The organism is Streptomyces sp. NBC_01298, from assembly GCF_035978755.1.
Taxonomy (GTDB): Bacteria; Actinomycetota; Actinomycetes; order Streptomycetales; family Streptomycetaceae; genus Streptomyces.
Genome location: NZ_CP108416.1, coordinates 79,128 through 91,861, shown reverse-complemented (window position 1 = coordinate 91,861; position 12,734 = coordinate 79,128). Strand labels below are relative to the sequence as shown.

The window sequence follows — 12,734 nt, the reverse complement described above, 5'->3', positions numbered from 1 at the left end:
GGGGTCGATCCGCGTCCGTTGACCGGGGAGCCGCTCAGTCTGGACATCCTCAACACCCACTGGCACGACCGGTACGGCCGCTACGACCTGCTGGACTCCACCTCCGGGCTCGCGTGCTGGCTGGCCGGGTCCCGGGTGGCCGCGGCGTACGCAGGCGGCGAGCTGCGTGCCGACCGGACCACCCTGACCGCCGCCCGGGCCGCCCGCTCCGCGCTGGCCGGTGTGGCCGGGCGCGCCGATGCGGGGCCGGGGGCGCTCGACGACTTCAACCGGCTGCTCGACGCGGGCCGGATCCGCCGGCTGCTCACGGCCGCCGGGCCCGTGGAGCGGCTGGAGGCGCCCGACTCGGGGCGTCTGCTCGGGTACCTCGTGGCGGCGGACTACCTCCGGTTGCTCAGCACCGCGGGGGACCGGATGCGGAGTTGTGCCAACCCGACGTGTGGGCTGCGGTTCCACGACGTCAGTCGGAACGGCACCCGGCGGTGGTGCACCAGCACGGGGTGCGGGAACCGGGCGAAGGCGGCTCGCCACTATGCGCGGCGGACGGCGTCGGCGTCCTGAGGGCGCGGCGGCGTTGCCGGGGACGCTGTCCCCGGGCCCCTGCGCCTCAAGCGCCGGCGGGGCTGGGGTTGGCCTGGGCGCGGGGTGGCTGCGGGTGGGGGGTCGGTGCCGGGGGGGGGGTGGGGTGTTGGCCTGGACTGCATGATTTAGGCGCCCTGTGCCGTACTTCGACAGTAATCCCGAGTAGTGCGCCACAAATCACGCTTTACGTCCCGGCCAACACCCCACCCCGCCCCCGTCCCCGGCCCACCGCCTTTCCCGGCCCCGGCCGGGGGGTGGTCATTCAGCCCGTCCAGCGTTTGAGGACCGGGTCCGGGCAGCGCCCGGGGAACGGTTGCAGCAGGGACCTCGGCTTGTGTCGGGGTGGTGTCGTTGTGGCGCGGGATGGTGTCAGTGCTGTGAGCAGGTGTTTTGTGTGCTGTGGTGTCGGCGCGCGGGGGAGTGGTGCCAGATTGGCTCGACATGGCGCCATAGCTGTGCCATGCTGTGCGACATGGACCTCACGCCCTACGTCGCCACCCTCCGCCAAGAGCTCGCCGTGGCCGCCGAGGCCGGCGGCGACGAAGCCCGCAAGCTGGCCGAGCGGCTCACCGCTCCGCTGGAGTCCGCGACCCGGCTGACGCTGCTCAATGTGCTCTCCGCGGCGATGGACGAGATCACCCGTGAACTCGCCCCCGGCTCGGTCGACGTACGACTGCGTGGGCTCGACCCCGAGTTCGTGGTGACGGTGCCCGCCGGCGAGAGTCATGCTCCCGCGCAGCCCACCAGTGAACCGCTCGCGCCGCAGGCACCCGCCGACGGCGACGAGGGCGGCACCGCACGCGTCAACCTGCGCCTGCCGGCCCACCTCAAGGCCCGCGCCGAGGAGGCCGCGAGCCGCGAGGGGCTGTCGGTCAACGCCTGGCTGGTGCGCGCCGTATCGGCCGCGGTCGACGGTGGCGCAGGGCCCCGTACGGCCGAGAAGTCCCAGAGCGTGGGACAGAGCTTCACCGGCTGGGTCCGCTAGCCGCATCAGTTCGCCCACACCACGTCCCACCAGCGGGGACGCCCGGAAGACCCAAGAGGACGGGACAGCCATGCCTTCTTTCGACACCTCCGAAGCGATCTCGGTCACCGCACACGTGGAGGCCGGCTCCATTCAGTTCACCGCGGGCGACCGCCTCGACACCGTCGTCGCGGTGCGGCCCCGGGACCCGAAGCGCGACAAGGACGTACGGACCGCCGAGCAGACCGAGGTCACGTTCGCGGGCGGCGTGCTGACCGTCAGGACGCCCAAGTCCAACCCGTTCGGCAAGCCCGGCATCGTCGATGTGACGGTCGAACTGCCCACCGGTTCGCACATCGACACGACCGGCGCCTGGACCCAGGTGGTCGGCGAGGGCCGGCTCGGCGAGGTCCGGGTGAAGACCTCGTCCGGCGACGTGCGCCTCGACACGACCGGCCCGCTCAAGCTGACCGCGTCGCACGGATCGATCACCGTGGACCGGGCCGAGGGCGCGACCGAGATCACCACCAGCTCCGGCAGCCTGCGCCTCGGCTTCGTCGACGGCTCCGCCGTCCTGAAGAACTCGCACGGCACCACGACCGTCGGCGCCGCTACCGGCGAGCTGCGGGTGAGCGGTGCCAACGGCGACATCGAGATCCGGCGGGCCGAGGACTCGGTCACCGCCAAGACCGCCCACGGCACCCTGCGGGTGGGCGAAGTCGCCCGCGGCACGGTGGAGCTGGAGACCTCCTACGGGGCCATCGAGGTCGGCGTCCGCGAGGGTACGGCCGCCTGGCTCGACGTCAGCTCCGGTTCCGGGCAGGTCCGCAACACGCTCACCGCGTCCGGGAGCCCGGAGGGGAGCACGGACACCGTCAAGGTCCGCGCCCGGACGAAGTACGGCAACATCGACATTCGTCGCGCGATCGCCGGCTGACCCCTTCCGTATTCGCGCGCGCGCTCTCTCTCCCCCCCCCCGCCACTTCAGCCTTCGAATGGAGGGCTCCATGCCTTCTTCTGTCATGTCCGCGTCAGGTGGAGCGGCCCCGGCCGCCGTCTCCACGGTCGGTCTGCGCAAGTCCTACGGAGACAAGACCGTCCTCGACGGCATCGATCTGAGCATCCCGGCCGGTTCCGTGTTCGCACTGCTCGGGCCCAACGGCGCGGGCAAGACCACCGTCGTGAACATCCTGTCCACGCTCATCGCCGCCGACGGCGGACAGGCCCAGGTCGCGGGCCACGACATCGCGGCCTCCCCGGGCGGGGTGCGCGCCGCGATCGGTGTCACGGGGCAGTTCTCCGCGGTCGACGGGCTGATCACGGGTGAGGAGAACATGCTGCTCATGGCGGATCTGCATCATCTGTCGAGGGGGGAGGGGCGGCGGGTCACCGCCGAACTCCTCGAGCGGTTCGATCTGGTGGAGGCGGCGAAGAAGCCGGCTTCGACCTACTCGGGTGGGATGAAGCGTCGGCTCGACATCGCGATGACGTTGGTGGGTGATCCGCGGATCATCTTCCTCGACGAGCCGACCACCGGGCTGGATCCCCGTTCCCGGCACAACATGTGGCAGATCATCCGCGAGCTGGTCTCTGGTGGGGTGACCGTCTTCCTCACGACGCAGTACCTGGAGGAGGCGGATCAGCTGGCGGATCGGATCGCGGTGTTGAACGGCGGCAGGATCGCCGCCGAGGGCACGGCGGAAGAGTTGAAGCGGCTGGTCCCCGGAGGCCACGTACGGCTGAGGTTTTCCGACCCGCACGTCTACCGGAACGCCGCCGCGGTACTCGGCGAGGTCACCCGGGACGACGAGGCGCTGGCGCTGCAGATCCCCAGCGACGGCAGTCAGCGCGCGCTGCGCTCGATCCTCGGCCGGCTGGACTCGGCCGGTGTCGAGGCGGACGAGCTGACCGTGCACACCCCTGACCTCGACGACGTGTTCTTCGCCCTGACCGCCTCCACCCACCAGACCAAGGAAGACGTCCGATGAGCTCTCTCTCCTTCGCCGTCCGCGACTCGGCCACCATGCTGCGCCGCAACCTCCTGCACGTGCGGCGCTACCCGTCCCTGACGCTGAACCTGCTGCTCACCCCGGTCATGCTGCTCCTGCTCTTCGTCTACATCTTCGGCGACGTGATGAGCGCCGGCCTCGAGGGCGGCGGCGGGGGCCGGAGCGCGTACCTCGCCTATCTCGTCCCCGGGATCCTGATGCTGACCATCGGCGGCACCACGATCGGCAGCGCGGTGTCCGTTGCCATGGACATGACCGAGGGCATCATCGCCCGCTTCCGTACGATGCCCATCCACCGCGGGTCGGTGCTCATCGGGCACGTCGTCGGCAGTGTGATCCAGTGCGTGATGAGCGTCGTCCTCGTCGGGGCCGTCGCGGTGGCCATCGGCTTCCGGTCCGTGGACGCCACCGCCGTGGAATGGCTGCTGGCGCTGGGCTTGCTCGCGCTCGTCTCCTTGGCGCTCACCTGGATCGCCGTGGGGATGGGGCTGACCAGTCCGAACGCCGAGGCGGCCAGCAACAACGCGATGCCGCTGATGATCCTGCCGCTGCTGTCGAGCGCGTTCGTGCCGGTTGACGCGATGCCGGGCTGGTTCCAGCCGGTCGCCGAGTACCAGCCGTTCACCCCGGCCATCGAGACCCTGCGCGGCCTGCTGCTCGGTACCGAGATCGGCAACAGCGGGTGGATCGCGGTCGCCTGGTGCCTGGGCCTGGCCGTGCTCGGCTACTTCTGGTCCAAGTCCCTGTTCCAGCGCGACCCGAAGTAGGGGTTGACCCTCCCAGTCACGGGCGGGGCACCGGCATCCTGCGCAGCGCCGGATGGCAGTCGTCGCCAAGATGGGGGTGTCCGCCCCCACCGAGGCGGGCGCCCGCCTCGGCGACGTCCGCTGCCCCGCGCTGATCGTCGAGGGCGACCTCGACACCCTGCGCGCCTACGGCCCGGAGGACGCCGCGGCCGTCCACGCGGCCCGCTGACCCCGTGGCCCGCGGCGACCATATGCGTCAGACGACGGCGAGCCGGTCCACCAGCAGCTCCACCCTCCGCTCGGCGTCTCCGGGGGGCAGCCGTCCCGCCCGGATCAGGGTGGCCAGCCCGTGCAGGGCCGCCCAGAACACCTCGGTGAACAGCCCCGGGTGGACGCCGTCCCCGGCGACCTCGCCGAGCGTCTCCAGCAGGGCGGCGAAAGCATCCTTCAGAGGCTCGGGGGTGTCCTCCTGGGCGTAGGCCAGGCCGCCGTCGAGCTGGAACAAGGCGTCGTAGACCGCCGGGTTGTGCTCGGCGAATGCGAGGTAGGTGCGGGCGAGGGCGGCGACCCTGGTGCGGGGGTCGTCCGCGGCGGAGGCCGCGGCCCGCAGCGCCGCGGCCATCTCCGTGGCACCCTCGAGGGCGACAGCGCCGATGATCTCGCGCTTGCCGCGGAAATGGCTGTAGAGGACGGGCTGGCTGTATTCGATGCGCTCGGCGAGCCGGCGGGTGGTGACCGCGTCCCAGCCTTGCTGCTCGGCGAGTTCGCGGGCCGTCGCCACGATGAGGCGCTCGCGGACCGCCCGTTCGCGCAGCTTGCGTTCGTGTACTGACATGATTCGATCCTAGCACTGCTAGACAAAAGAGCGGCAGCAGAGTTAGCGTTGCCCCATCACCTAGCAATGCTAGATATCGGAGGAGTCGTCATGCTCAACGCACTCGAGGTGTTCACCACCGTGATCGTCGGCGTGATGGTGGGGGTGGAGTTCTCCGTCGCCTTCGTCATGAGCCGGATCCTCAACGCACTCCCCGACGACAGCCGCCAACTCGGCCATGCCCACGGCGGCCGGATGCTCGGCGCCGTGATGCCGGTCTGGTACATAGGCTCGCTCGTCCTCGTGGCGGTCTGGGCCATCGCCGGATGGGACCACCACGGCACCGGCCTCGTCGTCACCGCCGGCGCGCTGCTGATGCTCAGCGTGGTCATGTCGATCCTGCTGCTCGTCCCGATCAACAACCTGAACAAGACGTGGACCCCCGAGAACCGGCCCGCCGACTGGAAGCAGCAGCTGCACCGCTGGGAACGCTTCCACTACGCCCGCGTCGCCGTCATCATCGCCGCCTTCGCCCTGCTGGTCTCCGCCCTTGCCTGAGCTCGTTGCGGGGACTGCACGAAGCTCGCGAGCCGCCCCTCCATCAGCAGGTCGCGCCCCTCGCGTCCCCTGGTCGGCGCGGCCGCGCCCGTCCCGGGGATCCGGGGTGGCCCGGCGGGGGCCGGCCGTGGCCCGTCGGCCTGCTCACGTCCGGCTAAAGCCCGGGCAGAGGAGGGCTCAAGGCCCTTCGACGTCGGCCCGCGGGGCGGAGCGACTGAGGAACAGCGACTGAGGGCTGGCTCAGTCGCTGCGATGCGATGAGTAAAACCCCTGTTCAGAGGGGGTGCTTGAGCCAGACAGCGACTGAAGCGACTCAAGGTCCGGGTATATGGGCTGCAACGCATGTGCGCGTGTGCGTGTGTGTGGGCGTCATATATACGGGTCTTGAGTCGCTTCAGTCGCTGTTTTGGCTTGTGCACCTCTGTGACCTGGTGTTTTGTGAGCGTCTCAACGAGCTACCGAAGAAAATTCGGTAGCTGCGTCTTCAGTCGCCGGGTAGCTGGAGCACTCCGCGGAGGCACGCGCTTGCGCAGGCTCAGTTGTCTCTTGCCTCCCGGTGGTTTCGCTAGCCTGATTCCAGGCGTTGAGTCGCTTCAGTCGCTGATGGGGGAAGTGGATGGCAGGTGAGCTGCGAGTTTCGCGTAGTTACCCAAGGCAGTCGGGGAGAGCTGCTTGGGGGGAACAGCAGCCTCTGACGACTGCCCTGTGGTGCGCGCGGCGCGGTTGGCCCGTTCACCCGCTGGCTCCGGGCCGCAAGACGCCCGTGGGCAACTGTGAGACCTGCCGTTCGGCGGGCCACCACCGTGGTGCCTGCGACTGCCTCCGGGCGGGCCGTTGGTGCCACGGCTTCCACGCGGCCACCCTCGACCCCGCCAGGATCGAGCAGTGCTGGGGTTCCCGCCCGGACCTGGGCATCGGTGTCGCGTGCGGTCCCGCGGACCTCGTGGTCGTCGACATCGACGCGCACGCCCGCGAACTCCCCGACCGGGACCGGCTGCTGCCCGGCGTCGCCATCTCTCCGGACGTGGACCTGACCGGACTGGCCAACGGCTTTCACACCCTGGGCCTGCTGGCCGCCCTGCGCGGCGCCGTCAGCCCTGCCGACGACGCCTCGACCCTGCGCGTGCGTACTCCTTCCGGGGGACTGCACGTCTGGTACCGGGACCACGGAGGCCACCGCTGGCAGTGCTCCACCGGATCGGGTAACGGCCGCGCCCTCGCCTGGCAGGTCGACCTGCGGGCACACGGCGGCTACATCGTCGCCCCCGGCACCGTGACCCGCGCGGGCGTCTACGAGCCCGTGGGCCCCGCGCGGGAGCCCGCGCCGCTCCCGGCCTGGCTCGCCCGGGAACTGGAGCGCACCGGACACCTGTCACCGGCGCACGTGGCCGCGCCCCGCTCCGTACCGCCCCGGGCCCGCCAGGCCGTCATCGCGGCGGGCGGCGGTCGAGGCGCCCCGGGCAGGCTCCTGACCGGAGTCCTCGCCGAGGTCGTCGCCTGCGCCGCCGTACCCGAAGGGGCCGCGTTCTCCGAGAAACTGAACCGCGCCGCCTACACCGCCGGCGGACTGGTCGCCGCCGGGCACCTGACGGAGACCGACGCCGCCGGTCTGCTGCGTGAAGCGGCCGAGCGGGCCCGGCCGGGGCAGGAGCGCCGCAGCGGCGCCGTCATCCGCAGCGGGCTCAGAGCGGGCGCGATGCGCCCGCTCTCGCTCGGAGGCAGAAGGTGAGCCTGGAGAACGGCGGCCGTCTCTGCGAGTTCGACGTCCAGGCCGCCGCCGCGCAGATCCTCGCGCAGCCCGTCGCGGCGGAGCACGAGGACCGGGACGCGGACATGACCGGCGTGCCCGTCATCCCGGTCACCAGCCCCGTCGCGGTGGCCCCCAAGGTCCCCGCCCAGGAGGCGCGTGCCCCGCACGCGGACGGCGAGGCGACGGCGGCCGGGCTGCTGCCGGACACGCTCACCGACCGGGGCAACGCCAAACTGTTCGTCAAGCTCTATGCCGACGACTACCGGCATGTTCCCGGCATGGGCTGGTTCCGCTGGGACGAGACCCGCTGGCAGATCGACGAGGACGACACCGTGCTCTGGGCCGCCGGCGACCTCGCGGAGAGCATCGCCACCACCGACCCCCGGGGCGTCTACACCCCGGTCGCGCTGCAGCAGCACCGTCGCCGCGCGCTCAGCACCAGCGGCATGAACGCGATGCTCACCCAGGCGAAGTCCGCCCCGGGCATGGTGCTCAACGCGGCGCTGCTGGACGCGGATCCGTACGCCCTGTGCACCCCCGCGGGCGTCGTCGACCTGCGTACCGGGCACATCCGCGCGGCGCAGCCGACGAAGGACTTCCATTCGCGCTGCACGTCGGCCGCGCCGGAGCCGATGGCCACCCCGCGCTGGAACCGCTTTCTGACCGACACCTTCGGCGGAGGCCCCGAAGGCGCGCAGATGATCAGCTTTCTGCAGCTGCTGCTCGGCTACTCCGTCACCGGGGACGTCGGCGCCCAGGTCATGCCGTTCCTGTTCGGCTCCGGCAAGAACGGCAAGTCGGTCCTGCTGGACGTCCTGATGAAGCTCCTCGGGGACTACGCGGACGCCGCGCCGCCCGGGTTCCTGATGGCGCGTCCGTACGAGGGCCACCCGACCGACCTCGCCGAACTGCACGGTCGGCGGGTCATCGTGTGCAGCGAGGTCAAGCCGGGCGACCGCTTCGACGAGGCCCGCGTCAAACTGCTCACCGGCGGCGACCGCATCAAGGCGCGCCGGATGCGGCAGGACTTCTTCAGCTTCGAGCCCACGCACAAGCTGTGGCTGCTGGGCAACCACCGGCCCGAAGTGGGCACCGGTGGCTTCGCGTTCTGGCGGCGCATGCGGCTCATCCCGTTCGAGCGCGTGGTCTCCGACGACCGCAAGATCGACAACCTGGCGGACGTCCTGGTCACCCGGGAGGGCCCGGGCATCCTCAACTGGCTCATCGAGGGCGCCCGCCGCTATCTGGGCGGCGACAAGGACCTCTCGGGGCCGGAGCGGGTCCGCATCGCCACCTCGGCGTACGCCGAGACCGAGGACCACACCGGGCGGTTCATCGGTGAGACCTGCCGGTTCGAGCCCGGTCTGCGGGCGGAACAGGCGCTTCTGTATGCCGCGTACCGGAGCTGGTGCCGCAGCGAAGGGGCTCCGGCGATCTCTTCCCGGGCGTTCGCGGCACGCGTCCGCGAGGCGGTGGGTCTGGTGTCGCCGAAGGCGATGATCCTTTCGAACCAGCGCAAGTACTACCCGGGCATCGGCCTGCTCGCGCACGAGGAGAGAGTATGAGCGCCCTCATCGCAGAGGACGAGATCCTGCACGAGGCGGACCTCGTCTGGCTCGAGGACATCAGCCGGCTCGATTACGTCCGCCAGAGCCTGGACCGGCTCCCGACCCGCCGCGGCAGGCCCGCCTACCACCGCGACGGCCGCATCGTCGGGTACGCGGTGCTGGGGCCGGGGGCGAAGCCCTCCCGCAACTCCGGTACCTTCCGGCGCCGGGTCTTCTGGCTGCTCCCCCACGACCGGGACACCGCCCCGGAGGGGCTGTACGCCACCGGGGCACCCGCGGAGGCCGTGGACGCGCGTACCCTGGCGCCGGGCGTCAAGGGATGCAAGACCGAGCGCTCTGAGGGCGGCCCGATGTCTTCGGCCCGCCTGGGGACCGCGGGCTGAGTCCGGGGCGGCCCTTCCCCTGTGCCGACCCTGACGCCCTGTTCCTCCCTGTAAGGCCTGATTCCTCCGCACTCGAAAAAAGAACAGGCCACCCGGTATATTTCTGTCGTCGTTGAGAGGCATTAGCTCGGGGGGGAAAGCCATCGACGTGCACAGTGCTGTCGTGTCGCGGAAAGGCGAGATTCGGGCGCAAGTGGCCGTCGTCGGGGGCGGGCCGGTCGGTTTGCTCGTCGCGGCCGACCTCGGCGCCCGGGCCGTCGACACCGTAGTCATCGAACGGGCGGCCGCAGTCAGCGAGCAGCCCAAGGCGAACACATTGCACGCCCGGGCCGTGCAGTGCCTGGCGCGGCGCGGACACCTGCCGGCCGGTTCGGCTCCGTACGTCGGAGGGGCGAGTCCCTTCCACTTCGGTGGTCTGCCCGGACTGGTCATCACGGCGCCCGAGGGCGAGCCGGAGCCGATCCTCAAGTGCTCCCAGGCCGATCTGGAGCGTCTGTTCGAGGAAAGGGCCCGCCGGGCCGGCGTCCGGATCCTGCGCGAGCACCAAGTGACGGGCATCGTCCAGGAGCCGGACGGGGTGCGGATCACGGCTGAGGGGCCGGGGGGAACGGTCACCTGTGTCACCGGATACGCGGTGGGAGCGGACGGTGCGCGCAGCACGGTGCGCGAACAATCGGGCATCGAGTCCGAGACTTACCCGGCAACGGTCGCGGCCATGGCCGCGACCGTCACGCTCCCGGACCCGGCCGCCCTGGCCCCGGGGTGGCACCGTACCCCTCGGGGATGGATCGTCGCGAAGCCCGATACAGGGGGCCGTACGCACGTCCGGACAGCCAACTTCCTGCGTGTGCATGCCGACCGGCACAGCCCGCTCGGCCTGGAGGAACTGCGTCGGGAGGCGTCATGGATAGCCGGACGCGAGATCGCGATGGATGCTCCGCGCTGGCTCAGCCGGTTCAGCGACTTCACGAGGCTTGCACGGAATTTCCGCGCGGGGCGTGTCTTCCTCGCCGGGGACGCGGCGCACATGCACTTCCCGATCGGCGGGCAGGGGCTGAGTGCCGGGGTGCTGGACGCCCTGGATCTGAGCTGGAAGCTAGCCCTCGCGGTGCACGGTACGGCGAGCGCGGGGCTGCTCGACACCTACGATCTGGAGCGGCGGCCGGCCGCCCGGCGCATCGTCGAGAACACCCGGGCCCAGCTCGCCCTGATGCGGGAGGGGACCGAAGCCGACGCGCTGCGCGCCGTGTTCGCGGAGATTCTGGCGGCGGACCCGACCGGGGGCTGCCTCGGCGGCATGATCAGCGCTCAGGACACGGTGCTCCCGGAGCCCACGGGGTGGTCCGCCCCCGATGCAGGAAGGTTCCTGCACAACGTCGCGCTCACGACCGCGACAGTCAAGACCGATGTGATCGGGCTTCTGGCGGAGGGCAAGCCGCTGTTGCTGCTCTTCGGCGAGAAGGGCAGCCGCTACCGCGACGCGGCGCGGGAATGGGAGGGGACCCTGCGAGTGGTGCACGCGATGCCCACTCCCGACGTGCCGCACGAGGCGCTGCTGGTGCGGCCCGACGGCTATATCGCATGGGCCCCCGGACGTGACGGCCTGGCCGTCGCGCTGTCGGCGTACCTGGCCCGAGGTGTTCGCGTCCGTCACCCGCGACGGAGCGGGGTGTGACTGCGAGATCAGGCGGTGCCGCCTGCCCCCACCAGCTCGTCCACGGGCCTGAACGCCTCGGCGTAGACCGTGGCGCCACGGGTCTCGGAGAGGTCGAGCGAGGCGAGGACGGACGGAACCACGACGCTGGGCAGCAGGTGGCGCATCAGTGCGGACACCCTTGTCGCGAGGTCCGCGTAGTCACAGATGGCCTGGGACATGGACTGGGTTCCGGCGAACGCGCCCACGAGGACGCCCGCCGTCTCGGTGGGCACGACATGGGGCAGCAGCTCACCCTGGCCCTGGGCCTCTTGGAACAGTGCGAGGCCGACTTCGCTCCAGCGCAGGAACGGGCCGCTGCGGTCCAGGCCTTGTGTCAGCTGGTCCATCGACAGCCGTACGCCGGCGCGCACCATGGGGTCGGTCTGCAGCCGGTGCGCGTGCAGCATCACCGCGTCCACGATCTCCTGCACCTTGCAGGCGCTGCTGCGGATGACGAACTGCTGGTCCTGCTCCGCAAGGACGCCTTGGGCCAGTTCTTCCTTCGACTGGAAGTGGAAGTACAGGGCTCCCTTGGTCACCCCCGCCTCCCGGAGGATCTGGGAGATCGTGGCCGCTTGGTATCCGTGTTCCTCGAAGATCTTGGCCGCCGCGGAAAGGATCGTCTGCCGCGTGCGGATGGCTCGTACTTGCTCAGCCACTCTGCCTCCTCCCCCCTTCGGGGATGGTGTCGGGTGCTCCGGCGACCAGTAAAAAACCGCCCAGTTTGTATCTTACAACGGTCAACCTTCTCTTCGGTCGATGGGCCGAGGAGTGACGGGTCAGGAAAGGAAAGTCATGATTCTCCTCACCGGTGCAACAGGAAGGATCGGGCGAGAGGTGGTCCGCCGATTCCCCTCTGACCTGGCAGTTCGCATTCTGGCGCGGGATCCGGGGCGCGTGACCGGCGCGTCCGGGAGGGCAGAGATAGTCCAGGGCGATTACAGCGATCCGCAGTCGCTCACCCGGGCACTGGATGGCGTGCGCGCCACCTTCCTCGTGACCAGCCGCATCGGCGACGACGACGCGCGCTTCGTCCGGGCCGCGGTGGCGGTCGGCGTACGGCACGTGGTGAAGCTGTCCGCGGCCGCGGTCGTGGATCCCGGGGCGAACGATCTGATCACCCGGTGGCAGCGGGCGAACGAGGACCTCCTGCGCGCGTCCGGGATGGAGTGGACCCTGCTGCGCCCTCGATCGTTCATGTCAAATGCTCTGGCCTGGGCGGATTCCGTCCGCGCACAGCACGTGGTGCGCGCCCAGTACGGGTCTTCGCCCAACGCGTGCGTCGATCCGCGCGATGTCGCGGACGTCGCGGTGCGCGCCCTCACCGAGGAGGGCCACGCGGGCCGGGCCTACACCCTGACGGGGCCGGAGCCGATCACGGCGGCCCAGCAGACGGCGCAGCTCGCCGAACTGCTGGGCCGTCCGCTCAGGTTCGAGGAACTGGGCGCGGACCAGGCGCGAGCCGCGCTGGGCAAGCGGTACCCCCACGACCTCGTCGAAGCGCTCCTGGCGGGCGCGGAGCGCCAGCGCGCGGGGGCGAAGGCCCGGATGGACGCAACCGTCCCTGCGCTGCTCGGCCGGCCGGCCGGCTGCTTTCGCGTGTGGGCCAGAGATCACCTGGGTTCCTTCTCGGCCCGGTGACGGCGTGCTGTCTTGCACCGCCG

The 12,734-nt window shown here is 70.8% G+C and carries 14 protein-coding genes; 12 read left to right on the top strand and 2 right to left on the bottom strand.

Features of this window, described 5'->3' with window-relative positions; translation table 11 throughout:
- The first annotated feature begins 18 nt into the window (after window positions 1–18).
- From OG730_RS43170 to OG730_RS44420, 6 genes are all read left to right on the top strand, one after another.
- Window positions 19–561: a CGNR zinc finger domain-containing protein gene (locus tag OG730_RS43170; protein WP_327309958.1), complete on the top strand. Its 543-nt coding sequence runs from the start codon at window positions 19–21 to the stop codon at window positions 559–561.
- 493 nt (window positions 562–1,054) lie between these two features.
- Window positions 1,055–1,567 (top strand): toxin-antitoxin system HicB family antitoxin, encoded by a 513-nt coding sequence (locus tag OG730_RS43165; RefSeq protein ID WP_327309957.1) that lies wholly within the window; start codon window positions 1,055–1,057, stop codon window positions 1,565–1,567.
- A gap of 70 nt (window positions 1,568–1,637) precedes the next feature.
- Window positions 1,638–2,483 (top strand): DUF4097 family beta strand repeat-containing protein, encoded by an 846-nt coding sequence (locus OG730_RS43160; RefSeq protein ID WP_327309956.1) that lies wholly within the window; start codon window positions 1,638–1,640, stop codon window positions 2,481–2,483.
- Window positions 2,484–2,553: 70 nt separating this feature from the next.
- A complete protein-coding gene (locus OG730_RS43155; RefSeq protein ID WP_327309955.1) occupies window positions 2,554–3,534 on the top strand; it encodes an ATP-binding cassette domain-containing protein in 981 nt (326 codons plus the stop codon).
- A complete protein-coding gene (locus OG730_RS43150) occupies window positions 3,531–4,322 on the top strand; it encodes an ABC transporter permease (RefSeq protein ID WP_327309954.1) in 792 nt (263 codons plus the stop codon). Before OG730_RS43155 ends, OG730_RS43150 begins: the two co-directional genes overlap by 4 nt.
- Window positions 4,323–4,374: 52 nt before the next feature.
- Window positions 4,375–4,530, top strand: coding sequence for a hypothetical protein (locus tag OG730_RS44420; RefSeq protein ID WP_442815246.1), 156 nt, complete (start codon window positions 4,375–4,377; stop codon window positions 4,528–4,530).
- A gap of 27 nt (window positions 4,531–4,557) precedes the next feature.
- Here the strand turns inward: OG730_RS44420 and OG730_RS43140 are convergent, their stop codons facing one another.
- Window positions 4,558–5,136: a TetR/AcrR family transcriptional regulator gene (locus tag OG730_RS43140; RefSeq protein WP_327309953.1), complete on the bottom strand. Its 579-nt coding sequence runs from the start codon at window positions 5,134–5,136 to the stop codon at window positions 4,558–4,560.
- Between the two features lie 90 nt (window positions 5,137–5,226).
- Here OG730_RS43140 and OG730_RS43135 point away from each other — a divergent pair, with 90 nt between their 5' ends.
- From OG730_RS43135 to OG730_RS43115, 5 genes are all read left to right on the top strand, one after another.
- Window positions 5,227–5,673: an anthrone oxygenase family protein gene (locus OG730_RS43135; protein ID WP_327309952.1), complete on the top strand. Its 447-nt coding sequence runs from the start codon at window positions 5,227–5,229 to the stop codon at window positions 5,671–5,673.
- A 616-nt stretch (window positions 5,674–6,289) separates the two neighbouring features.
- Window positions 6,290–7,402, top strand: a complete 1,113-nt coding sequence (locus OG730_RS43130; RefSeq protein WP_442815245.1) for a bifunctional DNA primase/polymerase — start codon at window positions 6,290–6,292, stop codon at window positions 7,400–7,402.
- 104 nt (window positions 7,403–7,506) lie between these two features.
- On the top strand, window positions 7,507–8,988 hold the full coding sequence (locus tag OG730_RS43125) for a DNA primase family protein (RefSeq protein ID WP_327310026.1): 1,482 nt from the start codon (window positions 7,507–7,509) through the stop codon (window positions 8,986–8,988).
- Window positions 8,985–9,374 carry a DUF6009 family protein gene (locus OG730_RS43120; protein ID WP_327309951.1) on the top strand — a complete coding sequence of 130 codons (390 nt, stop codon included), beginning with the start codon at window positions 8,985–8,987 and terminating at the stop codon, window positions 9,372–9,374. Before OG730_RS43125 ends, OG730_RS43120 begins: the two co-directional genes overlap by 4 nt.
- Before the next feature lie 163 nt (window positions 9,375–9,537).
- On the top strand, window positions 9,538–11,049 hold the full coding sequence (locus OG730_RS43115; protein WP_327309950.1) for an FAD-dependent monooxygenase: 1,512 nt from the start codon (window positions 9,538–9,540) through the stop codon (window positions 11,047–11,049).
- Between the two features lie 8 nt (window positions 11,050–11,057).
- Here the strand turns inward: OG730_RS43115 and OG730_RS43110 are convergent, their stop codons facing one another.
- Window positions 11,058–11,729, bottom strand: coding sequence for a ScbR family autoregulator-binding transcription factor (locus OG730_RS43110; RefSeq protein WP_327309948.1), 672 nt, complete (start codon window positions 11,727–11,729; stop codon window positions 11,058–11,060).
- Between the two features lie 136 nt (window positions 11,730–11,865).
- Between OG730_RS43110 and OG730_RS43105 the strand changes: the two genes are divergently transcribed.
- A complete protein-coding gene (locus OG730_RS43105; protein WP_327309947.1) occupies window positions 11,866–12,711 on the top strand; it encodes an NAD(P)H-binding protein in 846 nt (281 codons plus the stop codon).
- Window positions 12,712–12,734 lie beyond the last annotated feature (23 nt).